The 24,714-nt window shown below is 72.7% G+C and carries 15 protein-coding genes and 1 pseudogene; 12 read left to right on the forward strand and 4 right to left on the reverse strand.

Going from position 1 to position 24,714, the window contains the following annotated elements; translation table 11 throughout:
* The first annotated feature begins 468 nt into the window (after nucleotides 1–468).
* The 7 genes from glnII (at nucleotide 469) to FRCN3DRAFT_RS0239050 (ending at nucleotide 8,052) form a co-directional block, all read left to right on the forward strand.
* Nucleotides 469–1,527, forward strand: a complete 1,059-nt coding sequence (gene glnII / locus FRCN3DRAFT_RS0239020; protein ID WP_007516890.1) for a glutamine synthetase GlnII — start codon at nucleotides 469–471, stop codon at nucleotides 1,525–1,527.
* Between the two features lie 419 nt (nucleotides 1,528–1,946).
* The gene (locus FRCN3DRAFT_RS48450) at nucleotides 1,947–2,795 is read left to right on the forward strand and encodes an STAS domain-containing protein (RefSeq protein WP_007516888.1); all 849 of its coding nucleotides are present in this window, start codon (nucleotides 1,947–1,949) and stop codon (nucleotides 2,793–2,795) included.
* Nucleotides 2,795–3,307: an STAS domain-containing protein gene (locus FRCN3DRAFT_RS48455; RefSeq protein WP_007516887.1), complete on the forward strand. Its 513-nt coding sequence runs from the start codon at nucleotides 2,795–2,797 to the stop codon at nucleotides 3,305–3,307. Before FRCN3DRAFT_RS48450 ends, FRCN3DRAFT_RS48455 begins: the two co-directional genes overlap by 1 nt.
* The gene (locus tag FRCN3DRAFT_RS0239035) at nucleotides 3,304–3,753 is read left to right on the forward strand and encodes an anti-sigma regulatory factor (protein ID WP_007516886.1); all 450 of its coding nucleotides are present in this window, start codon (nucleotides 3,304–3,306) and stop codon (nucleotides 3,751–3,753) included. Before FRCN3DRAFT_RS48455 ends, FRCN3DRAFT_RS0239035 begins: the two co-directional genes overlap by 4 nt.
* Complete coding sequence (locus FRCN3DRAFT_RS0239040) at nucleotides 3,741–4,829, forward strand: ATP-binding protein (RefSeq protein WP_007516885.1); 1,089 nt, start codon at nucleotides 3,741–3,743, stop codon at nucleotides 4,827–4,829. The genes FRCN3DRAFT_RS0239035 and FRCN3DRAFT_RS0239040 overlap by 13 nt, the downstream gene beginning before the upstream one ends.
* Nucleotides 4,820–6,802, forward strand: coding sequence for an ATP-binding response regulator (locus FRCN3DRAFT_RS0239045; protein WP_007516883.1), 1,983 nt, complete (start codon nucleotides 4,820–4,822; stop codon nucleotides 6,800–6,802). The genes FRCN3DRAFT_RS0239040 and FRCN3DRAFT_RS0239045 overlap by 10 nt, the downstream gene beginning before the upstream one ends.
* Complete coding sequence (locus FRCN3DRAFT_RS0239050; protein ID WP_007516881.1) at nucleotides 6,799–8,052, forward strand: PP2C family protein-serine/threonine phosphatase; 1,254 nt, start codon at nucleotides 6,799–6,801, stop codon at nucleotides 8,050–8,052. The genes FRCN3DRAFT_RS0239045 and FRCN3DRAFT_RS0239050 overlap by 4 nt, the downstream gene beginning before the upstream one ends.
* A gap of 170 nt (nucleotides 8,053–8,222) precedes the next feature.
* Here the strand turns inward: FRCN3DRAFT_RS0239050 and FRCN3DRAFT_RS55645 are convergent, their stop codons facing one another.
* The gene (locus tag FRCN3DRAFT_RS55645; RefSeq protein WP_131803641.1) at nucleotides 8,223–8,630 is read right to left on the reverse strand and encodes a hypothetical protein; all 408 of its coding nucleotides are present in this window, start codon (nucleotides 8,628–8,630) and stop codon (nucleotides 8,223–8,225) included.
* Between the two features lie 13 nt (nucleotides 8,631–8,643).
* On the opposite strand from FRCN3DRAFT_RS55645, the gene FRCN3DRAFT_RS48460 reads away from it, so the two are divergent.
* The 5 genes from FRCN3DRAFT_RS48460 (at nucleotide 8,644) to FRCN3DRAFT_RS0239085 (ending at nucleotide 18,735) form a co-directional block, all read left to right on the forward strand.
* On the forward strand, nucleotides 8,644–9,810 hold the full coding sequence (locus FRCN3DRAFT_RS48460) for a branched-chain amino acid ABC transporter substrate-binding protein (protein WP_232794393.1): 1,167 nt from the start codon (nucleotides 8,644–8,646) through the stop codon (nucleotides 9,808–9,810).
* A 292-nt stretch (nucleotides 9,811–10,102) separates the two neighbouring features.
* Entirely contained in the window at nucleotides 10,103–11,080 is a 978-nt protein-coding gene (locus FRCN3DRAFT_RS0239070; protein ID WP_007516877.1) for a type IV toxin-antitoxin system AbiEi family antitoxin domain-containing protein, read from the forward strand.
* A 233-nt stretch (nucleotides 11,081–11,313) separates the two neighbouring features.
* On the forward strand, nucleotides 11,314–13,224 hold the full coding sequence (locus FRCN3DRAFT_RS50345) for a protein kinase domain-containing protein (RefSeq protein WP_051467469.1): 1,911 nt from the start codon (nucleotides 11,314–11,316) through the stop codon (nucleotides 13,222–13,224).
* Nucleotides 13,225–13,858: 634 nt separating this feature from the next.
* Entirely contained in the window at nucleotides 13,859–15,226 is a 1,368-nt protein-coding gene (locus FRCN3DRAFT_RS0239080) for a glutamine synthetase family protein (protein ID WP_007516873.1), read from the forward strand.
* Nucleotides 15,227–15,261: 35 nt separating this feature from the next.
* Entirely contained in the window at nucleotides 15,262–18,735 is a 3,474-nt protein-coding gene (locus tag FRCN3DRAFT_RS0239085; protein ID WP_007516872.1) for a bifunctional [glutamine synthetase] adenylyltransferase/[glutamine synthetase]-adenylyl-L-tyrosine phosphorylase, read from the forward strand.
* Between the two features lie 44 nt (nucleotides 18,736–18,779).
* On the opposite strand, the gene FRCN3DRAFT_RS52335 is transcribed toward FRCN3DRAFT_RS0239085, so the two are convergent.
* The 3 genes and pseudogenes from FRCN3DRAFT_RS52335 to FRCN3DRAFT_RS55650 form a co-directional block, all read right to left on the reverse strand.
* Nucleotides 18,780–21,857 (reverse strand): ABC transporter substrate-binding protein, encoded by a 3,078-nt coding sequence (locus FRCN3DRAFT_RS52335; protein WP_007516870.1) that lies wholly within the window; start codon nucleotides 21,855–21,857, stop codon nucleotides 18,780–18,782.
* 217 nt (nucleotides 21,858–22,074) lie between these two features.
* On the reverse strand, nucleotides 22,075–23,574 hold the full coding sequence (locus FRCN3DRAFT_RS57510) for a serine/threonine-protein kinase (RefSeq protein WP_007516869.1): 1,500 nt from the start codon (nucleotides 23,572–23,574) through the stop codon (nucleotides 22,075–22,077).
* 183 nt (nucleotides 23,575–23,757) lie between these two features.
* Nucleotides 23,758–24,714, reverse strand: a pseudogene (locus tag FRCN3DRAFT_RS55650) (hypothetical protein); the annotation flags it as partial.

Below are 24,714 nucleotides of genomic sequence, written 5' to 3' on the forward strand. Positions count from 1 at the left end.
ACCGCGGTGGCAGTCCGCTGAACGAACCCCGTGACGACCCTTACGCGCCGCCTCGGGATACCTGTCGGGTCATCCACCGGATGACCGAGGGCGAGCATCTCACCGAGATCCCGTGATTCGCGGGCGCGGAGCTGCCTGCCGAATCTGATGGCCGTCCAACGGTGCGGCCGTTTAGTGATCTGGCACACTTCACGAGGTGCTACCGATGTGTGGCGGCTACCACCCGGTGACACCACGTGCATTTCGAGCCGGTTTCAGCGGCTCCGGCGGCCTTCCCCCCGGGCCCATCGGCCGACCAACGACAACTGCGCGCCCTGAGACATAGATTTAACAATCGGGGAACTGATCGGTAACGGGACCCGGACAGGCTCCAGATGGACCCTCCCGTCAGTCGCGGCTAGCGTCGGCCCTCCCCCGGCCGGCCCCATCGTCGCGTGTCTAGGACCTGCCGATCACGGGGAGTATTGAGTGAGCTTTCAGGCCGAGTACATCTGGATCGACGGCACCGAGCCGGAGCCGCTGCTGCGCAGCAAGACCCGGATCATCAAGGACGGCAAGGAGCCGGAGATCTGGGGCTTCGACGGCTCCAGCACGAACCAGGCGCCCGGTTCCAACTCGGACTGTGTCCTGCGCCCGGTCTTCACCTGCCCGGACCCGATTCGTGGCGGCGACAACATCCTGGTGCTGTGCGAGGTGGAGCTGACCGACTTCACCCCGCACCCGACCAACACCCGCGCCAAGGCGCGTGAGCTGGCCGAGAAGTACGCCGACTTCAGCCCGAACTTCGGCATCGAGCAGGAGTACACGTTCTTCCAGAACGGCCGCCCGCTGGGCTGGCCGGCCACCGGCTTCCCGGAGCCGCAGGGTCCGTACTACTGCGGCGTCGGCGGCGAGAAGATGCCCGGCCGGGACATCGTCGAGAAGCACACCCAGGCGTGCATCGACGCCGGCCTCGCGATCGAGGGCACCAACGCCGAGGTCATGATGGGCCAGTGGGAGTTCCAGATCGGCGTGCTGCCGGCGCCGGCCATCGGTGACCAGATCTGGGTCGCCCGCTGGCTGCTGCACCGCATCGCCGAGGACTTCGGCGCGTCGGTGTCCTTCGCCGCCAAGCCGGTCGCCGGCGACTGGAACGGCGCGGGCGCGCACACCAACTTCTCCACGAAGCAGACGATGGAGAGCTGGGACGCGATCGTCACCTGCTGCGAGGCGCTCGGCACTCGGGTCATGGAGCACGTCACCAACTACGGTTACGGCATCCAGGACCGCCTCACCGGCAAGCACGAGACCGCTCCGTGGAACAAGTTCTCCTGGGGTGACTCGGACCGCGGCGCGTCGATCCGCATCCCGTGGGCCGTCTCGAAGGCCCGCAAGGGCTGGCTCGAGGACCGCCGTCCGAACGCGAACATGGACCCGTACGTGGTCTCGGCGCTGATGATCGACACCACCTGCAGCGCGCTGGCCGGCGACAAGCCGATCCTGTTCGTCCCGTCGCAGGCCGCCGCGACGGAGCACGCGACCGTCTGACCGAAGGCCGAACCGAGGGCCGAGACCGCACGGTCGCATGACCGCGCGTCGCCTGGCCCGCTGACCCGCCCAGGCGGGCGGCACCAGCAGCACCCGGCGCCGCCGGTTCCCAGCAGGGAGCCGGCGGCGCCGTCGCGTTCTCGGCATTTGCCTCTCGGCGTTCGCTTCTCGGCGTTCGCTGGACATCACGAGTGCCGCCCGCGCGGCAGGTCAGCGGGTCTGCCAGTACCCCCCTAAGGGTGGATTAACGTCCCCCGCGCCAAGGCACCTGGCCCGGTTGCTGCCAGAATCCGGTGGGCTCGACAGGCATGGGATCATGTCGGGTCGCTAGCCTCGGGGGAATTGTCCGTGGACGTCCGGTCTTCGGGGACATCGAGCGGTTGTGGCTTCGAAGTCGCCCGCGACGCTGGGAGGAATTCGTGGACGTCGTCCACAGGGATGAGTGGGTCGCGCCGCTGAGCGCGGACCGCGAGGAGATCCTCGCCCGGTGGGTCGGACTGGTCGGTGGCCTTCTACGGTCCCGCCTCTCCGAGGCGGAGCTGACCCGCGAGCTCGGCGAGCTCTACACCGCGCTGCTGGGCGGGCTGCGGGCGGGCGGGACCGACCTGAGCTCGGAGTCGTTCGGGGAGCTGCGTGCACTGCTCGCCGAGTTGTCCGGCACGCGGGCTCGGCAGGGTTTTACGCCCCGAGAGACCTCGATCACGGTGTTCACGCTCCGGGCGGCCGTGTCGCCAGCCTTCGAAGAGCGCGGTATCGCATTTGGCGGCTATGCGCAGTTCTCGGACTTCGTCGACGAGCTCGGCCTGTTCACATTCGAAACCTATGCGCAGGCCCGTGACGCGGTGATCGTGGAGCAGTCCGACCAACTGCTCGAGCTGTCCACCCCGGTCATCAAGCTGTGGGAGGGCGTGCTCGCCGTGCCGCTGGTCGGCACCCTGGACTCGGCCCGTACCCAGGTGGTGATGGAGACGCTGCTGGAAGCGCTGGTCGACACGGGCTCCCGGCACGCCATCATCGACATCACCGGAGTGCCCGCGGTCGACACCCAGGTCGCGCAGCACCTTCTCAAGACGGTGATGGCGGCCCAGCTGATGGGAGCCGACTGCATCATCTCCGGCATCCGCCCGCAGATCGCGCAGACCGTGGTCAGCCTCGGCATCGAGTTCGGCGAGATCGTCACCAAGGCGACGCTGGCTGAGGCACTCGCGCTGGCGCTGCGCCGGGAGGGCGTCCAGATCCGCCGTCCAGGCACGCCCGGGAGCCGTTGATGGATCGCATCCCGATCCTGAAGATGGGCAACCTGCTGCTCGTCTCGATCCAGGTGGACCTACAGGACCAGCTCGCGCTGGCGCTGCAGGACGACCTGTCCGAGCGCATCGTGGCGACCAGCGCCCGCGGCGTGCTGATCGACATCTCCGCGCTGGAGATCGTCGACAGCTTCATCGGCCGGATGTTGTCCACCATCGCCTCGCTGTCCCGGCTGCTCGACGCCGAGACCGTCGTGGTCGGGATGCGTCCGGCCGTCGCGATCACGCTGGTCGAGCTCGGCCTGCACATGCCCGGCGTACGCACGGCTCTCACCCTCGAGCACGGCCTGGCCCTGCTCGGCGCCGAGGTGCGTGTCCGCCTGCCGGAGGACGAGGCGAACGGCGACCTCGGCGCGGACCCCACCGAGGTCATCGACGTCGCGACCGGCACGGCGGCCGACTCGAGCCGGGTTGGCGGCACCCCGGCACCGAACGGCCGCCAGGCGCTGGCGGAGGGGTCCTGGACCGGGTGAGCACCGCGCGGTGGCCCACGCCGACGGGTGGCGGTGAGCCGACGGTCGAGCAGACCGAACGTCACCCGATCAGCACCGAGGCGGACGTCGTGCGGGTGCGCCAGGTCGTGCGCAACCTCGCCGTGACAGCCAAGATGTCGCTGGTGGACCAGACCAAGATAGTGACCGCGGCGAGCGAGCTGGCGCGCAACACGCTCGTCTACGGCGGCGGTGGCTCGATGACGGTCGACGTGGTCCACAACGGCCGGCGCCGCGGCATCCGGGCGGTCTTCGTCGACAGCGGCCCCGGCATCCCCGACCTGGATCTCGCCCTGACCGACGGCTGGACGAGCGGCGGCGGCCTCGGCCTGGGGCTGTCGGGCAGCCGCAGGCTGGTCGACGACTTCTCGATCGAGAGTCGCCCCGGGGCAGGCACAACCGTCCAAGTCGTGAAATGGTCACGCTGATCACGGCCGCCCACCACCCACTGGCCGAGGACATCGCCTGGTTCCGGGCCGACGGGCCGTCGATGCCCGGCGCCGTCCGGCGCGCCGCCGTCGCGCTCGCTGACCGCCTCGGGCTCACGGCGGACCGGGGCGCCGAGGTCGGCCTCGCGCTCACCGAGGTGGCCGAGAACCTGGTCCGGCATGCGGAGGAGGGTTCGCTACTGCTGCGGGCGCTGCGCTGGCCGGCACCCGACGAGGCCGTCACGGCACCGCGGACGGCGACGGCCATCGAGTTCGTCGCGGTCGACAGCGGACCTGGCCTGGCCGACATTCCGGCGATGATGCGCGACGGCGCGACGTCCGCCGGCACCCTCGGCATCGGCCTGGGGATGATCGAGCGAATCGCGGACCGCTTCGACGCCTACTCGACCCCGGGCGTCGGCACCGTGATGGCCGGCGCGTTCGGGCCGCGCCGGGCCGGCGTCCAGGCCGCGGCCGACCTTCGCGCGGTGCCCCGGGTGGCCGGACTGACCCGGCCGATCACCGGGGAGACCGCCTGCGGAGACGCGTACGCCACCCGCGCGGAGGGCGGCCGGCTCGCGCTGCTGCTGTGCGACGGCCTCGGGCACGGGGAGCTCGCGGCCCGGGCGGCCGACGCCGCGGTGCGGATCTTCCACGCCGCCGGACCGCCCCTCGACCCGGTGGACCTGATGCGGCGCATCCACAACGGGATCTCGCACACCCGTGGCGCGGCCGTCGCGGTGGCCATCCTGGAGCCGTCCGCCGGTACCCTGCGTTTCGCCGGGCTCGGCAACATCAGCGGGGTCATCGTCGGGGGCGCCCGCCGCGTCGGGCTGACCAGCAGGCCGGGCATAGCCGGGCACCAGGCACGCGGCCTGGCCGAGACCCGGTACGAGATCCCGCCAGGCGCACTGGTCGTGCTGCACAGCGACGGGGTCAACCCGCGCTGGGACCTCGCCAACCATCCGGGAATCACCAGCCGTGGCGCGCTGGTGGTGGCCGCCAGCGTCCTGCGGGACGCGGGGCTGCGCCGGGACGACGCGTCCGTGCTGGTCGCGGGTGCGCCGTGGGGCTGACCGGGGACGGGGGACCCGTCGCCGAGCTGCTGCGGGTGCGGCTGGGCCACGAGCCGGACGTCTTCGCCGCGCGCCAACTCGCCCGGGAGATCGGCGCCGCCGCCGGCCTGGACGGCCAGGACCAGGTGCGGCTGGCCACCGCGCTCAGTGAGGTGAGCCGGGACGCGCTGAGCGCTGGTGGAGCGTGGATCGACTTCGCGGTCCGCGCCCCCGCGACGCTCGTGGTGACGGTGACCGCCGACCAGCCACTCCCCCGGTCCGGCAGCGGGCTGGTCGCGGCCGGCCGTCTGGTCGACCTGGAGCACGGAGCGGGCGACGGCGGCTCGGCCTCGCCGGACCGGGTCGTCACGCTGGCCAAGCCGATCCTTCCGGGCCTGTTCTTCGACGACTCCCGCCTCGCCGAGCTGCGGCGATCCCTCGCCGCGATCGCGCCGAACTCGCCGGCCGACGAGCTGCGCGTGCAGAACAGCGACCTCGTGGCGGCGCTGGCGGAGCTGCGGGACAAGCAGGACGAGCTGCTGCGGCTGAACGCCGAGCTGGAGGAGACGAACCGGGGCGTGCTGGCGCTCTACAACCAGCTGTCCACCGAGCTGGAGGAGACGAACCGCGGCGTCGTGGCGCTCTACGCGGAGCTGGACGAGCGTGGCATCGCCCTGACCCGGGCCAACGAGGCGAAGACCCGGTTCCTGCACAGTGTCAGCCACGAGCTGCGGTCGCCGGTGAACTCGGTGCTGGGCCTCGCGCGGCTCCTGCTCGACCCTGCCGGCGACCCGCTCTCCGACGAGCAGCGCCACCAGGTGGAGTTCATCCTGGCCAGCAGCGGTGACCTGCTCACCCTGGTCAACGACCTGCTCGACCTGGCGAAGGCGGAGTCGGGCCGGCTGGAGGTGGTCGTCGACGAGGTCGACGTCGCGGCCCTGCTGCGGTACCTGGACGGGTCGCTGCGCCCGCTCGGGACTCGGCCGGAGGTGTCCTTCGCCGTCGAGACAGACGCCGACGTCGGCCTCCTGCGCACCGACGAGACCCTGCTCGCGCGGGTGCTGCGCAACCTGGTGTCCAACGCGCTGAAGTTCACCGAGCGCGGCGAGGTCCTCCTGACCGCCCGCCGGGGCGGCGCCCACGGCGCCGGCGCGCCGGACGACGGCCCCCGGCCGGGCGTCGGCCACCCCACGGACGGCGACGACCTCGCGGACGAGGACACCGTGGTGTTCTCCGTGCGGGACACAGGGATCGGCGTCGCCCCCGACGACGTGGACCGGATCTTCGAGGAGTTCTACCAGGTGCGCACGCCGCTGCACGCCCGCGTGCGCGGCACCGGCCTGGGCCTGCCCTACGCCCGCCAGGTGATCATGCTGCTCGACGGCCGTCTCGAGGTGATCAGCGAGCCCGGCCGTGGGTCGACGTTCACCGTCACGCTGCCCCGCCGGGGCCCCGTCGGCGCCGGGGCGGGGCGTGAGGACGAGGACTCGGACGAGGGCGCCGACGGCTTCCCGCCGGCCGGTGGACCGCGCTCCGGAGCCGTCGGCCCGGCCGCGGGAATGCAGCCGGCCCACCTGGACTGCGCGCTGGTGGTCGACGACGACCCGGCTTTCCTGGCGACCATGCGCTCGCTGCTGGCCGACCGGGTGGAGCGGGTCGTCGTGGCCGGGGACGGCGAGCAGGCGATCGCGGCGATGCGCGCCGATTCGCCGGATGTGGTCTTCCTCGACCTGATGCTGCCCGGCATGGACGGCGCCGCGGTGCTCTCGGCGATGAGTGATGATCCGAATCTGCGCGACCTTCCGGTCATCATCGTGAGCTGGAGCGACTACGCCTCCGACGTCGTCGACCACCGGGAACGCGGCCGCCGGCGCGAACGCGACCGCGAACGGGTCACGCTCGGGCCCGCCGTCGCGGTCGTGGCGAAGTCGAGGCTGACCGGACGCGCGATCGACGCCGCGCTTGCCCACATACACGACCGCGACCTGCCGTGACAGCGCCCCTCGGGAGGCCTTCCGCCGGAACGCCGGTCAGCCAGGCGACCGTCCTCGTCGTCGACGACTCGGACAGCAAGCGCTACATCATGGCGAGCTGGCTGCGACGCGCCGGCTACGTGGTGATCGAGGCGGCGTCCGGGCGGGAGGCGCTGAGCATCGTCGACGGCGGCGGGCCGGACCTCGCCGTGCTCGACGTCCACCTCCCCGACATGAGCGGTCTGGAGGTCTGCGCCCGGATCAAGCAGGCGCGGGCCACAGCCGGCATGCCGGTGCTGCACGTCTCGGCCACCGCCGTCGACGCCGCCGACCGCAGCGTCGGCCTGGACACGGGCGCGGACGCCTACCTGGTCGACCCGATCGAGCCGCGCGAGTTCCTGTCCACCGTCGGGGCGCTGGTACGCCAGTCCCGCCGGTTCGCCGAGGAGCACCGGATCGCGCTCACCCTGCAGCGCAGCCTGCTGCCGGCCGAGCCACCGAACCTCCCTGGCCTGCGCATCGCCGCGCGCTACCACGCCTCCGCCGAACAGGCGGAGGTCGGTGGGGACTTCTACGACGCCTTCGAGATGCCCGACGGTGACGGCCTGGTCGTGATCGGCGACGTGCAGGGCCACTCGCTCGCGGCAGCGGTGATCATGGCGGAGCTGCGGTACTCGCTGCGGGCGTACGTCTTCGACGGGCACTCGCCGGCGGCGGCCGTCGAGCGGCTCAACCGGCTGATCCAGGTCACCCATCCCGAGTCCACGGCGACCCTCTGCCTGCTGACCTTCCCGCCGGACCGGTCCACGGTGACCGTGGTCAACGCCGGCCACCTGCCGCCACTGGTGGTCGGCCCGGCCGGCGCCGAGTTCTGGGAGGGGGGCGCCGGCGTGCTGCTGGGGGTGCCAGCTCCGGCGCCGACCGCGGACACCGTCGACCTCGCCGTCGGCACCCGGCTCCTGCTGTACACGGACGGGCTCGTCGAACGGCGGGACCGGCCCCTCGACGAGACGATGACCGAGTTCGCCGCCCGGGTGGCGGCGAGGCACGGTGTCGCCCGCCTCGACACCGTCCACACCGGGGCCGCTGAGGGCGCCCGCGCGCCCGGGCTCGGCCGACGCACGCCCGACCGGCCGCGCGTCACGCTCGACCAGCTCGCCGACTCGCTGATCGACTCCGCGCGCGGGGCCGACGACGATGTCGCGCTCGTCGTCCTCGAGCGGGTGCCCGAGGACGGGCCGCTCCACGACGCCGCAGGCCAGCGGTCGTAGCCCGACGCCGTCTCGTAGCCCGACGCCCGTCTCGCCCGGACGGCCGTCGTAACCGTCCCGACGGACTGCACCACCGGCGGTGCTGGCGATCGGGGACGGTTAGGATCGCGAATCATGCCTGGGGGGTCAGAATTGTCCGGGTTTGCCGAGCCGAGCGCCGAAGAACCCGCTCACGCCGCGACGGACGTCACGCCGGTGCCCACCGACCCGCCGCGGTCCTCGGTCCCGCCGCCGCCACCGGTCACGCCGGCGCCGCTCGTCCCGCCGCCTTGGCCGGCGCCAACGCCGCCACTGGTCGCTTCGGCGCCACCGCTGACCCCGCCGCCCTGGCCGGTGCCGGAGCCGGCCGCCACATCGTCGACGGCCTCCCACACCTCCTGGGTGCCGCCGGCGAGCCTGCCGCCAGGTGTGCCCGGCTGGCCGGGAGGTCCCGGCGGTCCCGGCTGGACCGGCGGTCCCGGCTGGACCGGCGGTCCCCCGGCACCCGAGAGCCCGCCGCCGCGCCGGGCCCGCTCGCGGCGCTCGGCGGTCCTCGCGGCCGTCGGCGCCGCTACCGCGCTCGCCCTCGCCCTCGTCACGACCCTGGCCGTCGTGCTGACGAAGGGCGACGGCGGGAACGACGATGCGGACGGAGACACCCAGCCCGCGGCCGCCACCGCGTCACCGGCCCAGGCGACGGCCAGTGCGTCGGGATCCGCCGGGGCGACGGCGAGAACCATCACCATCGGGTTCCAGGGGCCGCTGTCCGGCGCCAACCAGCCGCTGGGCGACAACGCCGTCGGCGGCGTGAAGACCGCGATCGAGGAGGCGAACGCCCGCGGGAACCTGCCCTTCACGCTGCGGCTCGCCACGTCCGACGACCTCGGCGACCCGGGCCTGGCGCCGCCGGCGGCGAACGCACTCGTCGCCAACCCTGACGTGCTCGCCGTCGTCGGGCCGATGTTCTCCGGCGCGACCAAGGCGAGCGAGCCCCTGTACTCCGGCGCGGGCCTGCTGTCGGTGAGCCCGTCGGCGGCGAGCCCGATCCTGACCACGCAGGGTTTCTCGACGTTCTACCGGGTCGTCCCGACGGACGCCGCCCAGGGCCCGGCGGCCGCCGCCTACATCACCCGCGTCCTCAGGTCGGGCAAGGTGTATTCACTGGACGACCGGCTCGACTACGACATCGGCCTGTCCCGCGCCCTCGAGCAGGCGCTGCTCGCCAGCGATACCTCCTTCGTCCACGGCAACGCCGACCCAGCCGGGGACTACTCCGCCGAAGCTGACAAGATCATGGCGGCGCATCCCGACCTGGTCTTCTACTCCGGCTACTACCCGGAGCTCGCGCTGCTGGCGAAGGCCCTGCGAGACAGGGGCTACGCCGGGAAGCTGATGAGCGGCGACGGGAGCCTCGACCCGGCATACATCTCCCTGGCCGGCGCGGCCGCGGATGGTACCTATTTCACCTGCGGCTGCCTGCTGCCCGCGGCCGACCCGACCGCGAAATCCTTCGTCACCTCGTACCGCAAGGTCAACGGGACGGACCCGGGTACCTACTCCGCCGAGGCCTACGACGCCACCAACGCGATCATCAAGACGCTTACCGGACTGGGCGCCGACGCCACCCGCGCGTCGGTCACCACCGCCTTCGCCAAGGTCGACGTCCAGGGCGTGACCAGACACCTCACGTTCCAGCCCAACGGCGAGGTCACCGACGACAAGGTCTTCGTCTACCAGGCCCGCTCCGGCGCCCTGTCCCTGGTCGACTCCGTCTCATAGCCCCGACTCCTTCTCGCAATACCGGCTCGCTCCCAGCCCCGGCTCGATCCCGTAGCCCCGGCTCGATCCCGCGGCCACCGCCAAGCCGCCAGCCCCTGCGCCGATCCCCGTCCGGCCCGTCGCCACCTTGATGATCGCCGCCTCCGTGTCGCCAGGGTCGCGAAACTCGCCAGATCGCGACCACGGCAACACGGAGCTGGCGATCATGGCGGGGGGATGTGGACAGGAGTGAGTTGTCCACAGGTGATGGTCATCGCTCTGGGGCGGGCCGTGTACGGCCAAGACTGCCGCCATGGCTGTGGTGGAGGACAGGCACCGGCCAGCGGCGGACGCGGCACGCGGGACACGGCGGCGCGAGTACCCGGGGCTCGACGTGGCGCTGGCCTTCGCTCGCCGGCAGGACGGTCTGGTGACCTACGAGCAGGCACGCGGCGCAGGCCTCACCGACGGACAGTTACGTCAACTGGTGCGCGACGGGTCATTCTTCCGGCCATTTCGGGGCACCTACCTCGTGACGGGGTCGGATCATCTCTGGGGGCGGGTACGTGCCGCGCTGCACGGCAGGTCCGGCGCCGTCGTCTGCGGGTTGACCGCGGCGCGTCTGCTCGACCTGCGGGCGCTTCCGCTGCCCATCGAGGCGGAACCCGTGCACCTGCTGGTGCCCGACACAGCCCGCCGCGTGTCCCCGCGTGGAGTCGTGCTGCACACCGGAGACCCGAGAGGCGGGCAACTGGTGTCCCTAGGCGGGATGCCCGTGACCTCAGTGCCTCGGACGCTCGCGGATCTCGTGCTCGGCTGGGAACGGTCCGAAGCTGTCGCACTCCTCGACGCGGCGCTGCACGACCACCAGATCCCGAACCTCGACGCAGTGCGCGCGGCGCTCTTCGGCCGGGCGGGCGTGGCCGGCCGCTACCCCTGGCTTGCGCTGGTCGACGGACGGGCCGAGTCCGCGCTGGAGTCGTGGATTCGACTGATCCTCCTCGACGGGAACATCCGGCCCGAGGAGGTTCAGTACCGGGTGCGGGATCCAGCCGGCCGGATCCTCGCCCGCGTCGACCTGGCCTGGCCTTCCCGCAAGATCTACCTGGAGGCCGACGGCGTCGCGTTCCACGGCTCGCCGGCCGACCCCAGGCCGTTGCACGACGATCGTGATCGGCAGAACCGGCTACGCCGCGCCGGTTGGCACCCGGTCCGCTTCACCTGGAAAGACGTGCTGGCTCGCCCGAGCTACATCGTCAGAACGGTCGGCGACGCCCTCGCCGATAGATGATCGTCACCTCCGTGTCGCCAGCGTCGCGAAACTCGCCAAATCGCGACCACGGCAACACGGAGCTGGCGATCATGGCGGGAAGCGGTGGTCGGCTCGGCGTGGAAATGGGTCAGAGCCCGCGCCACAGCCGAAAATCGACCCGCCGTCTTACTACGATCTTTTTGTTATGGATACGACGGAAGTGCGGTCCGTCTGGCAACCTCGTCCCGCCACGGCCCGGCACTGCGACCAGAATGATCGTTGATCGGGCCGCGGTCGCCGCGGCGCTGCCAGGCATCGAGATCGGCGGCCAGGTCGGCGCCGGTGCGTTCGGGCTGGTCCTAGCCGGCCGGCACCGCGCCCTGAACCGAGACGTCGCGGTCAAGGTCCTCCCGGCGAGCTCGGAAGGAAGCCTAGGCCCTGTGCCTGGACCCGGCGCGGCCCCGCAGGCCGGCCCCGTGCGAGTCCCGGCCGGCCGGTCCGGCCTCCAGACCGAGGCCCGGCTGCTCGCCAGCCTGGATCACCCGAACATCGTCCGGGTCTACGACTACGTCGAGACCGACGACCTGTCTCTGATCGTGATGGAGCTGCTGCCAGGCGGAACGCTCGCCCAGCGGCGAGCCGGAATGGCCCCCCAGACCGCATGCGCCGTGGCCCTGGCCGTGGCCGCCGCGCTGTCCTACGCCCACGAGCGCGGGGTGCTGCACCGCGACATCAAGGCCGACAACGTCCTGTTCGACGCCTCGGGAGTCGTCAAGGTCACGGACTTCGGCGTCGCCAAGCTCCTCGACGGGCAGTCCGCGACTGCCAGCGCGCAGGTCGGCACGCCGATGTACATGGCACCTGAGCAGATCGCCGGCGGCCGGCTCAGCCCCGCCACCGACATCTACGCCCTGGGTGTGCTGCTGTACCAGCTGCTCGCCGGGGCGCCTCCCTTCGACGCCAGGCAGCCGACTCCCGCGCTCCTCCATCAGCACCTGACCGTCATCCCACCCCCTCCGGCCGGCGTCCCGACCCCGGTCGCCGCCGTCGTGCTGCGTGCGCTGGCCAAGCGGGCAGCCGACCGCCATCCCTCGGCCCGGGTGTTCGCGCTCGATCTGGCGGCCGCGGGCGCCGCGGCGTACGGCGCCGGCTGGCCCGCCCACGCCGGCCTGCCGCTGCGTCTCGACGACGACATCCGTGAGGCGGCGTACCGCCCGCCCAGCCCGACGTGGCCGACGGCTGAAGCGGCTGGTACCCGGCCCCTGGCTGACGGCGCCCTGGCGAACTGGACGACTCCAACCGCCGGCCACGTCGCCACGGACGCGATCACGTCGCGGCCCGGCCACCCGGGGAACATCCCACCGCCATCGAATGGCGGCCCCCACCCCGGGCAGCCCTCCGGCCGTCCAGGCCGGCACCGCTGGGCGTACGCGGCCGCCGCCGGCGCGGCGACGGCCCTGGTCATGGCCCTGGTCGTGACGCTGCCACGCCTGGGCGGAGACCAAGGGTCACCTGGAGGCGGTACGAACTCCACCACGGCGGCGAATCCCGGCGGGGGTACCGCCACGGCGGTGCCGCCGGCGGCCACGGCGACGTTGACCAAGCAGGCGCCAGGCGCGTCCGCCCCACTCGTGAGCGAGGACTTCTCCACGAGCAGGCTGGGTCCTGAATGGAAGGTCCTGGCCGGTAGTTGGAGGGTCGAGAACGGGGCGCTCGTCGGCCAGGCCGACCAGACGGGGCCCTGGCCGGTGATCGCCCTGAGCCGGGACATCCCGAAGGACAGCGTGGTGTCGTTCCGCGCCAAACTCACCGGCGACGCAAGCCTCGTCGAGCTGATGATGCACCTGACGAACCGCAGGTACGTCCGCGCTTACCTCTATTCGATCGACCAGGCCGCCACGCTCGGTGACGGCACTCTCGACTGGGATCGCTCCTCCTCGGCCGGCGCCAATCCCGGAGGCCCGACAGTCGCGCAGAAGGATTTCTCCATCGCCCACGACAGGTGGTACAGCCTGACCATCACGGCGCGCGGCGGTGCCTACACCGTCGCGGTCGACGGGACGATCGTCGTCGAGTACGACGATCCGACCGGCACGCTAAGCCAGCAGGGCGGGATCGGATTCGTCGGCAACGGCTCGACCGTCCTGTTCGACGACCTCGTGGTCCGGGCACTCCCCACCTGATCAGGCACAGCTGACCACCGGAGCGATGAGCTCCGACCGGCCGACGCAGGCTCGGATCCGGGCTTTCGCCGCGGCCGTTGGCCCCGCTGTACCTCTGTGATCCATGCTGCGCCCCACCCGGGCACATCAACCTCCGTCGTTCACAACGGGGCCAGGCCGCCGTCTGGTTACAGGCGGTCGCCAGGTTCGTTGCGGGATGGCAACGAGGCGGGCATCTCGGTCTTTCAGTCGCTAGTGTCGGAGATCCCCGAAGGCAGACTCCCAGCAAACCTCCCCGGCCTCGCGATCTGGCAGGAATCCCGAGTACCGCGCTCCGGCTGACGTGTCCCCGCGCCAGGGCAGGGCACAGCCCGTGGGTACCGGCGACCGACACCAGACAGGGCGCGCCAGCGCTGGGTGGTGGGTGGCACGTCCACCTCCGGCAGTGCCGGCCGGGCAGCGGGCGCCGTTCGCATCGCGGCCAGCGTGGTCCCGGCGACCAGGCTGGTGGGGGTGGCGGAACTGACGGGGGCAGTCGGCCCTGGGCGCATGGCGAAGGACAGGCCATGCGCCCGCCGGCCGGTCGAGAAGGCAAGGCGGTTAGATCCGGACGACGTAGCCTGAGGTCGAGTCCACACCTCAACGTGGAGGGTTCATGGACAAGCAGCAGGAGTTCGTGCTCAGGACGCTGGAGGAGCGGGACATCCGCTTCGTCCGGCTCTGGTTCACCGACGTGCTGGGCGTGCTGAAGTCCGTGGAGATCGCGCCCGCGGAGGCGGAAGGCGCGCTCCTGGAAGGCATCGGCTTCGACGGCTCCGCGATCGAGGGGTTCGCCCGCCTGCACGAGGCCGACATGCTCGCCCGCCCCGACCCGTCCACCTTCCAGGTGCTGCCGGGACGCGGCGAGGGGATGCTCACGGCGCGGATGTTCTGCGACGTCGTCACCCCCGACGGCCTGCCCGCCGTAGCCGACTCACGCTGGGTGCTGCGCCGGTCGCTCGCCGCCGCCGCCGAGGCCGGGTTCACCTTCTACACCCACCCGGAGATCGAGTTCTTCCTGCTCAAGGAGCCGCCGCGGCGCGGCCAGCCCGCGCCGCAGCCGGTGGACGAGTCCGGGTACTTCGACGTCACCCCCAACGACATCAGCCATGACTTCCGCCAGCAGGTGATCGGCACGTTGGAGCGGCTCGGCATCTCCGTCGAGTTCAGTCATCACGAGGTGGCGCCGGGCCAGCAGGAGATCGACCTGCGGTATGCCGACGCGCTCACGATCGCCGACAACGTCATGACGCTGCGCCAGGTCGTCAAGGAGGTGGCGCTGCGGCAGGGCAGCTACGCGACCTTCATGCCGAAGCCGTTCACCGAGCACGCCGGCTCCGGCATGCACACCCACATGAGCCTGTTCGAAGGTGACCGCAACGCCTTCTACGACCCGACCGACGAGCACCGGCTCTCCAAGGTCGCCAAGGCGTTCATCGCCGGGCTGCTGGCGCACGCGCCCGAGATCACCGCCGTCACCAACCAGTGGGTCAACTCCTACAAGCGGCTCATCAGCGACTCTGCCGAGGGCGAAGGCGCCGAGCTGCTGGAGGCGCCGGCCTACGCCTGCTGGGGGCACAACATCCGCTCCGCCCTGGTCAGGGTGCCGCTCTACAAGCGGAGCAAGGCGAACACGGCCCGGGTGGAGTTCCGACTGCCGGACAGCGCCTGCAACCCGTATCTGACCTTCGCGCTGATGCTGGCCGCCGGGCTGCGCGGCATCCAGGGTGGCTATGAGCTGCCACCACCCGCCGGCGACGAGATCTGGTCGCTCACCGACGCGCAGCGTCGGGAGCGCGGGATCAGAGCTCTTCCCAGTTCCCTGTCCGAGGCGATCGCGGTGATGGAGACGTCGTCGCTGGTCCAGGAGACGCTGGGCGACGAACTGTTCGGGTTCTTCCTGCGCAGCAAGCGCGCCGAGTGGGCCTCCTACCGCCGCCAGGTCAGCCAGTTCGAGATCAACCGCTACCTGCCACTCCTGTAACGCGCACGCCGTATCTGCAACATGATGGAAACATGATGGGGAGCGTCGGTCGGCCAGGCGCGGCCCGGGCGCAGCGTGCGGCGCGGGCGCGCGCCCAACTGGCACAGCGCGACGGCCCGCCCGCGGAGCACACCTCGTCCTCGGAGCACGAGTCCGCGCAGTGGGCTGTCGCCGACCGGCCGCCGGCGGTCGCGCCCGTCGGGCCGCCCACGCCCGCCCCCGCGTCCGCACCCGGCGGCGGCGCGCACCCGCGGGGCAGCTCCGCCGAGGCCCAGCTCGCCCGGCTGGGTTTCACCGACGTCGACCGGGTCGCGGCCACGCTGCACCGCCTCGGCTTCGGCCCGCCGGACGGGCTGCCGCTCACCGCCAACCCGGTGGTGGCCGAGCTCGCCCACGCCGCCGACCCCGACCGGGCCCTCGCCGGACTGGACCGACTGATCGACACGCTGGACACCCAGGACCTGACGGACGCGCCGGGCCCGACGGGCGTGGCCGGGGCCGCACGCCCGGCGGACCCCACCCGATCGTCCGCCGAGCTACGCGCCGCGTTGGCCACCCGGCCCGGCTCCCGGCGGCGGCTGATCACCGTCCTCGGCGCGAGCCTCGCGCTCGCCGACCACCTCGCGGCGCACCCGGCCGACTGGCGGATCCTCGCCGACGACGAGGCGACCGCCGCGGCGCCGACCGCGGCGACCCACCGTGCCCGGCTGCTCGCCGCGGTCGGCGCGGACCCGGACGACGAGCGGCCGCGTGCACGCGGCGACGGTCCGGACGTACTGGACGCGTTGCGGGTCGCCTACCGGCGAGCGCTGCTGGTGCTCGCCGCCCGCGACCTGACCAACACGGTGACGGTCGAGGACGCGACGGCCGAGCTTGCCGACCTCGCCGCCGCCGCGCTCGACGCGGGCCTCGCCGTCGCGCGCGCGGGCCTCGCGCCGACCGCGCCGCCGGTGCGCCTGGCCGTCATCGGGATGGGCAAATGCGGCGGACGCGAGCTCAACTACGTCAGCGACGTCGACGTCGTCTTCGTCGCGGAGCCGGCCACGGCCTCACTCCCCGACGGCCCGGGCGCCGCCACCACCGCCGCCACCGGGACCGCCGACGCCGCGGAACCGCCCGAGGAGGCCGCGCTGCGGGCCGCGACCCGGCTGGCCGAGGGGCTGGTACGGGCCTGTGGAACGCGCACCAGCGAAGGAGCGCTCTTCCAGGTCGACGTCGGCCTGCGCCCGGAGGGCCGTGACGGGGCACTGGTCCGCACGCTCGCCAGCCATCGCGCCTACTACGGGCGCTGGGCGCGCACCTGGGAGTTCCAGGCGCTGCTCAAGGCCCGGCCGGTCGCCGGCGACCTCGCGCTCGGTGCCGAGTTCTGCTCGATGGTCGAGCCACTGGTCTGGTCGGCGGCGTCCAGGCCCGGCTTCGTCGCGGACATCCGGGCGATGCGCAGGCGGGTGGAGGCGTCGTTGTCGAGCCGGGAGGCGAGCCGCAACATCAAGCTGGGCCCCGGCGGGCTGCGCGACGTCGAGTTCGCCGTCCAGCTGCTGCAGCTCGTGCATGGCCGTACCGACACGAAGCTGCATGCCCGCGCGACCCTGCACGCGATCGACGGACTGGCCCGCGGCGGCTACGTCGGCCGCCGCGACGCGACCAGCCTCGCCGACGCCTACCGGTTCCTGCGCGCCGTCGAGCACCGGCTCCAGCTGCGCCGCCTGCAACGGACCCATGTCCTGCCGCGCGACCCGGACGAGCTGCGCTGGCTGGGCCGCTCGCTGGGGATGCTCGGCGCGGAGGAGTTCGCCGCCGAGCACGCGTACACCGCCAGGTCGGTGCGGCGGCTGCACGAGCAGCTCTTCTACCAGCCGCTGCTGGAGGCCGTCGCCCGACTGTCGGCCGAGCAGGTACGCCTTACTCCCGGCGAGGCCGCCGACCGGCTTGCCGCGCTCGGGTTCGCCTACCCACACCGATCGTTGAAGCACATCGAGGCGCTCACCGCCGGCGTGAGCCGGACGGCGACGATCCAGCGCCACCTGCTGCCGACGATGCTGCCGGCGTTCGCCGACGCTGCCGACCCGGACGCCGGCCTGCTCGCCTACCGGCAGGTCAGCGAGGCGCTCGGCCGGGTCCCCTGGTACCTGCGGCTGCTGCGCGACTCGGCCGGCGCCGCCGACCGGCTGGCCAGGGTGCTGGCGGCCAGCGGCTACGTCGCGGCGCTGATGCGCGCCGCCCCCGAGTCGGTACGGCTGCTGCGCACCGAGGAGGACCTGCGCCCGGTGGGCCGCGGCGAGCTCGCCCGCACCCTGCTCGCCGTCGCCCGGCGCAACCTGGACGCGGACGACGCGGCCGCGCGGGCCCGCGCGATCCGCCGGGTCGAGCTGGTCCGGGTCGCCTGCGCCGACCTGCTCGGCCTGCTCGACGCGACCGCCGTCGGCGAGGCGCTCGCCGCGGCGGCCACCGCGACCATCGAGGCGTCCCTGCTGGTCGCCCGGCGCACCGTGACCCGCCGGCTCGCCGCCGGCCGGCCGGCGGCGGACCGGTTCGCGGCCGTCGGCCAGCCCGCGGACGACCTGGAAGACCAAAGGACATGCGAAAATGATCTTCCTTCGCACGCCCGGCAGGCCTCGTTCTCAGGAGCACTGGCCGGGGAGCCGGCACGGATCGCGGTGGTCGCGATGGGCCGGCTCGGCGGCGGCGAGATGTCCTACGGCAGCGACGCGGACGTGCTGTTCGTCCACGAACCCAGGCCCGGCGTAGGCGCGCGGGCGGCCGGCGAGTACGCCACGGCGGTGGTCGAGGAGCTGGTCCGGCTGCTCGGGCAGCCGGGACCCGACCCGGCGCTGCGCCTGGACCTGGGGCTGCGGCCGGAGGGCCGTAACGGCCCGGTCACCCGCGACCTGGACGGCTACGCGGCCTACTACCGTCGCTGGGCGCTCGGCTGGGAGGCGCAGGCCCTGCTGCGCGCCCGCCCACTGGCCGGTGACGCGGAGCTGGCGGCGCGTTTCCGCGACCTGGCGGACGGGTTCCGCTATCCGGCGCGGCTGCCCGGCGGGGCGATCGCCGAGGTCGAGCGGCTGCGGGACCGGATGGGCGCCGCGCGGGTTCCGCGCGGCGCCGACCGGACCCTGCACGTCAAGTTCGGGCCGGGAGGGCTGACCGACGTCGAATGGACGATCCAGATCCTCCAGCTACGGCATGCCCACGAGATCCCGGCGCTGCGCACGACCGGCACCCTCACCGCGCTGCGTGAGCTCGCCACCGCCGGCCTGCTCGACGGCGCCGAGGCGGCGGTGCTGAGCGCCGCCTGGCTCTCGGCGTCCCGGATCAGGAACGCGATCCTGCTCGCCCGTGGCACGCCCGGCGACCTCATTCCCCGGACCACCCCCGCGCTGGACCGGGTCGCCGGCGTCCTCGGCTACCCCCTCGAGCAGGTCACCGACGTCCTCGACGACCACCGCCGCGCCGCGGCCGCCGCCCGCCACGTCACCGACCGGATCTTCGCCCGCGAACAGGCCTGACCGGTCCCGGACCTGCCGGCGGGTGGTGTCACCGGCGGGTGGTGTCAGCGGACGCCGAGGGCGGAGAAGTCGATCGTGTCGTACGCGGGCTGGTAGTAGACGTTGGTGAGGCCGGAGCTGTAGATGTTCGTGACCCTGTCGCAGGTCAGCGGGATGTAGGCGGCCGTGTCGAGTATCAGCCGCTGGGCGGCCGCCCACCTCGTCGCGGCGGTCCCGGCCGGGTCGGCGGCGCGGGTGCTGTCGGTGATGTCCGCGAGGAAGGCGTCGTCGAGGGCGGTGTTCACCGCGGGGTCGTTGAGCTCGGCGAGGTTCCTGTTGTTCGCGGCGAGGATTCTGCGGCCGTCGGTGAGGCTGGCGAGCAGGCCGGCGGGCGCCGGCCAGCCCGGGTCGTAGCCGACGAGCGCCAGGCCGATGCCCTGGTCACGCATCTTCTGCGGCGTGAAGATCAGGTTGAAGAAGGCGTCCGAGTCGAGCGCCGAGAGCTGGACATCGACGCCGATTCCGGCCAGGGTTTTCTTGATCGCGTTGGCCTCCTGCTGCGACGTGTCGTCGTCGGCGACCGCCAGCTTCACCGGGAAGCCGGCCGGCCGGCCGCATGTCGCCAGCTCCCGCCTCGCCTGGCTGGCGTCGCCATGACCACCAGCACTCGGGTACAGGTCGAGCGTCGAGTGGTACCGCATCGGCGGCGAGACCAGCGTCGTCGCGGCGACGGCCTCGTCCGGGCCGCCATGGGCGGTGACCTGTGCCTGCCGGTCGATCGCCCAGGCGATCGCCTTGCGGCAGTGGACGTTGTCGAAGGGCGCCACCGTCGTGGTGAGGCTCAGGGAACGCACCACGCCGCTGGTGACGGTCAGGCGTTGGTTGGCCCGCATCGCGGAATCCGTCGGAGCCCTGTCCAGGGTGAGCGGCAGGGCACCGGTCTGCCCGGCGAACACGTCCGAGTGGCCGGAGAGGATTTGCTCGTCGATGGTTTGCCGAGGCAGGCGCATGGCCTCCTCGATCCGGTCCGGCAACGCCGTGTTCACCGGATCGGTGGCCGGGTCCCAGGAGAGGTTGCGGACCAGCGTCAGCGACTGGCCTCGCTGGTAGGAGGCGAACTTGTACGGACCGGACGAGAACGGCCGGTCGGCGTACTGGGCTCCGGTGTCCTTCGCCCGAGGCACCGGAGTGGACGCGGGCGAGGCCATCAGGTAGTTCCAGTCTCCGAACGGCGTGGTCAGATGGAAAACGATCGTCTGGTCGTCTGGAGTCTCGATCGACCTGAGACCCAGCTTGTCCGGACTCGGATCCTGGTAAGGCCCCGGATATTTGTTGTTGGGGTCGTCCAGGTACCGGGTGAGTCCCTTCAGCCCGGTGGTCACGAGCTGGGCGTCGAACACCCGCTCGATCCCGTACTTGATGTCCCTGGACGTGATCGAGGTGCCGTCCTCGAACTTCAGGCCGGCGCGCAGGGTGTACCGCCAGGTGACCGCGTCGGTGGAGGTGGGGACGCCGGTGGCGAGGTCGCCGATCAGATCGGTCGTACCCGGCTTGTAGGTCAGCAGCTGCCGGGAGAACCATCGCTGCTGCGCCCAGCACTCGTCGGAGTTGCTGCGCTGCGGGTCCCAGGAGTCGCAGTCGGCGGCGGCGGCCACCCGCAGGGTTCCGCCCTTGCCCGTGGACGGGCGCAGGATGGGCCCCTGGACCGCGAGCCGCGGCGTGGTGCTCTGGGTGGCGGCCGCCGTCGGCTGGCCAGGGCCGGTCCCCGCCTTCGGGCCGTCCTCGCGTGGGATCAGCACCAGGGGAAGGATGATGGCGAGCGCGCCCACGACACCGCCGACCAGCAGCCACCACCGCCGCCGGTGCCTGCCCGCCCTGGGCGCCGCCGGGGCCGGGGTCGGCGCCATCGGGGCCGGGCTCGGGACCTGCGGGACCTGGTGGGGCGCGAAGGGCGTTCCGACCTGGGTCGGCTGCGCGGCGGGGATCCCGGGACCGGCGGAAGCCAGCCTGGCCGGACCAGGCTGGCCGGGCGACGGCGCGGTGGGCAGCGGCGCGGTGGGCGGCGGCGGGACCGGTATGGCCCACGGGTTCGACTGGGGGTGGCCGCCGACCGGGAGGGTCGGGCCGTCGGAGGTGCCCACGGGCTTGCCCGCCGTGGCGGGCAGCCCCGCCGCCGCACCCGGACCCGCCGCCGCGGCCCGGGTGCCGGGGTGCCCCGCCGAGGGCTGGCCGGCGGTGAACCGCGGCCCGGTCGGCGGACCGTCAGCCGCGGCGCGCACGTCGTCGTCGAGCTGGACCTGCAGGTCCGACCGGGTGAGCCAGCCACGGCCCAGCACGGCGGCCGCCGCCGCGGCGAACTCCAGGCCGAACGCCCGCGCGCTGGGATAACGCATCGCCGGGTCGGGGGCGAGGGCGCGCAGCACGACGTTCGCGACCGCCGCCGGCACGCCCGGCGGCCGGGGCGGCGGGGCGGTCAGGCGGCGCTGCCAGAGCTGCTGCACCGGCAGCGACCGGTCGATCGGCGGCGCGCCGGACAACAGCTGGTACAGCACCACGCCCAGGGCATAGATGTCGGTCGCCGGCCCCAGCTGCCCGCTGGTGATCTGCTCGGGCGCCATGTACAACGGGGTGCCGACCTGCGCGCTGGCGGTCGCGACCGTCCCCTCCAGGATCTTCGCGACGCCGAAGTCGGTGACCTTGGCGGTTCCGGCGGCCGTGAACAGCACGTTGTCCGGCTTGACGTCGCGGTGCAGCACGCCCCGGTCATGCGCGTAGCCGAGCGCGGAGGCGACCGCGAGCCCCACCGCGCAGGACGCTTCCGGCCGCATGCCCTCCCGCCGCTGGGACAGCGCGCCGCCGACGAGCTGCTCCATCACGATCAGGCAGAGGTCCGCGGTCTCGACATAGTCGTAGACCCGGACGATGTGGGGGTGGTCCATGCGGCCCAGCAGCTGGCCCTCGGAGGCGATGCCCGGGCGATCGCCCTGCGCCGGCGGGCGGGCCGGCAGCACCTTGATGGCGACGTTGTGCCGCAGGTGCCGATGCTGGCCGGCGAGCACCAGCCCGTAGGCACCCGAGCCCAGCCGCCCGCCGATCTCCAGCCCCGGCAGCGCCGCCGCCACCGACTCCCGGTCGACGATCACGATGCCCGCCCGCGGCCTGCTCGTGCCCCAACAGAAGTTACCGAACCCCCGCGAACCCGACACATGATGTGCCGATCGTAGGCCGACCATCGACGTGCCGTCGGCCGGGCCGCCTCACCGACCGGACGACACGCGTCGACGGCTGGCCACCTTCATCCGGCGGAACCAGCCGGCCTCCGCGGGGATCGAAACTAGGGTGGCGAGACCGACGCCGACGTCAGGGGGTGGGGGCCGGGCTGGGCTTGGGCGAGGCAGGCAAAGCCGCGATCCCACCGGTGACCCGGTGGAGGCCGAGCACCATGGCGCGAGCATCGGCGACGTCGGCGGCGGGAATGCCGTCCTCCACCGCGCTTCGGTCCGGCTCCGCGACCTCCGAGATCGACATGTAGGTGCTATGGACGCTGGAAAGGCCGGCCACGGACACCCCCTGGAAGATGGCCACCCGGCCGTCGTGCACACCGATGTAGTACTGGCTGCGCGTCCACCCCCAGGCGCCGAGCGCGCCCGCGAGAAGCACGACGGCCACGATGGCCCCGACAAGCACCAGCCTGCGGCGGCGCCGGCGTGGGCCCACGCCGCCCACCGGGGTCGGCGGTCCGGCGGTGCCGGCGCCACCCGGTTCGTCGGCCGCCGTCGGATACATCGGCCGGGATGACGGCCCGAAGGCACGGGCCGTGGAATCCGTCCGCGTCGCCACCTCGTCGCGATATCCCTGGTTGTCGGTCCTGGATGGCGCGGCGGGCGCACGGTCCCCGACGGACCGGCGGACCCGTGGCGACGGCTCGATGACCTCCGGGTTCCGGGCGACCGATTCCTGGGACGGCGGTACCGAGCCATACGCTCCGGTTCCGGCCGCCGCGTCGCGGACGTCATCGTCCAGCCGCAGCGGCAGGCCGGCGTGGGCGAGCCAGTCGCGACCGTGGACTCCGACCGCGGCGACGGCCAGGTCACGCGCGGACGCGGACGGCGGCCGGTCGCCCGGCTCCTTGGCCAGCGCCCGCAGCACCACGTCCGCCAGCGGGGCCGGCACCGACGGCGGCACGGACGGTGTCGTCGTCAGCTGCTGGTGCCAGAGCGCCTGCAGTGGCAGCGACGGGTCGAAGGGTGGCCGGCCGACGAGCAACCGGTACATCAGGACGCCGAGCGCGTAGATGTCCGTCGCCGGTCCGAGCCGGCCGCCACGGATCTGCTCCGGCGCCATGTACATCGGCGTGCCCAGTTGGCCGGTCGCCGTCGTCGCCGTGCCCTGGAAGATCTTCGCGATGCCGAAGTCCGTCACCTTGACGGTCGAGGTGGCGTCGAACATGACGTTGTCCGGCTTGATGTCGCGGTGCAGCACACCACGCTCGTGGGCGTAGGCCAGCGCGGTGGCGACCCCCACGCCGACCGCGCACGCGGCCGGCGGCGCGAGACCCGCCAGACGGCGGGTGAGCGTGCCACCGGACAGCTGCTCCATCACGATCAGGCACAGCTCGTCGGTCTCGACGTAGTCGTAGACCCGGACGATGTGCGGATGATCCAGGCTGGCGAGCAGCTGGGCCTCGGCCTCGAATGCCGACCGGCCTTCCTGGCCGGCTGGCAGCACCTTGACGGCGACATCCCGGTTCAGCCGCCGGTGGCGCCCGGCGAGCACCAGTCCGAACGCACCGGCACCAAGCCGGCCCCCGACCTCGATCGCGGGCAGGGCCGCGGCCACCGACTCCCGGTCAACGATCATCTGCCCGCCACCCAGCCGAACCCGGCAGCCCGGGTGCACCGGGCGGCAATCGTCATATACACGCTCCCCGATTCTGGCGTCACGGTCGGTGCCTGACATCCGGGTAAACGCGTAGACGACCGCGGCAAGGTCACGTCCACCTCGGCGAGGCGGCGTTCTCGCCGCCGCCCAGGCCTTCCTCCCTCAGTCCACGGACCCACGACCCCGGCGCAGAGTAAGCGCTTCGAGCGCGCCGCCGACGCAGCCGGCGACGACGGCGGCAGGCACACCCAGCAGGAAGACGCTCCAGAAGACCTTGGACAGGCTCGCGAACCAGAAATCGTCGTGCACCTGCGAGTAGACGAGGCAGGTCGTGAGCGCGGCCACGAGCCAGGCGAGCAGCCAGCCGCCGACACCCGCGAGCAGGCGGACCGGCCGACGGCCGGCACGCGGCCCGGCGAGGACACCCAGCACGCCTGCCGGGGCGATGCCCAGGATGAGGAGGAAGGAATCCACGAGCGGCTCGTTGCTGGTCCGGAGCCATGGCAACGTGGCGGCGGCCTGTCCGATTCCGACGGCCAACGTGGGCCAGATCCAGCGGCCGGAGACGTCCGCATAGCGGCCGAGCATGGCGCGACGCAGCAGCGCGAACACCACACCGCCGACGAACAGCGCCGCGAGGACGGGCGATTCGAACCGAAAACTCTGACCGTAGTAGTGAAATTTAAGGGAGTACGACACCGCGGCCGCCGACAGCAAATAGGCAAACCCAAGCCCGACGGCGTTGGCAGCCAGCCAGGTCTTCCAGGGAAACCCGCTCGCCCCGGGCTCTGACGCGGGCCGGGTGGGAGCCGGCGTCCCCACGGACCGCGCCCCAGCGCCGGCCGGGCCCGCCAAGCCGGCACCCGCGAACTGGGTGACTGCCTGGGTGTCCACCGCGCGGGTCGAGCCCGTGATCACGGTTTCCGGGGCGCCGCCGGACCGGCCCCGCGGGTCGAGCGAGGGGGCACCGTCGGGCGAGTGGCCGATCCGGCCGGCCTGTCCCCCCGAGTGCCCGTCCCCGGCTGGCCCTGGAGCGGCACTCCGTCGGTCCGAGGTCGGCGTCGGCGTAGGTGCCGCAGCGCCGGCGGCCAACGGAGGGAACGTCGGCGGCGGCGGCAG

Source organism: Pseudofrankia saprophytica (genome assembly GCF_000235425.2).
In the GTDB taxonomy this organism is placed as follows: Bacteria; Actinomycetota; Actinomycetes; order Frankiales; family Frankiaceae; genus Pseudofrankia; species Pseudofrankia saprophytica.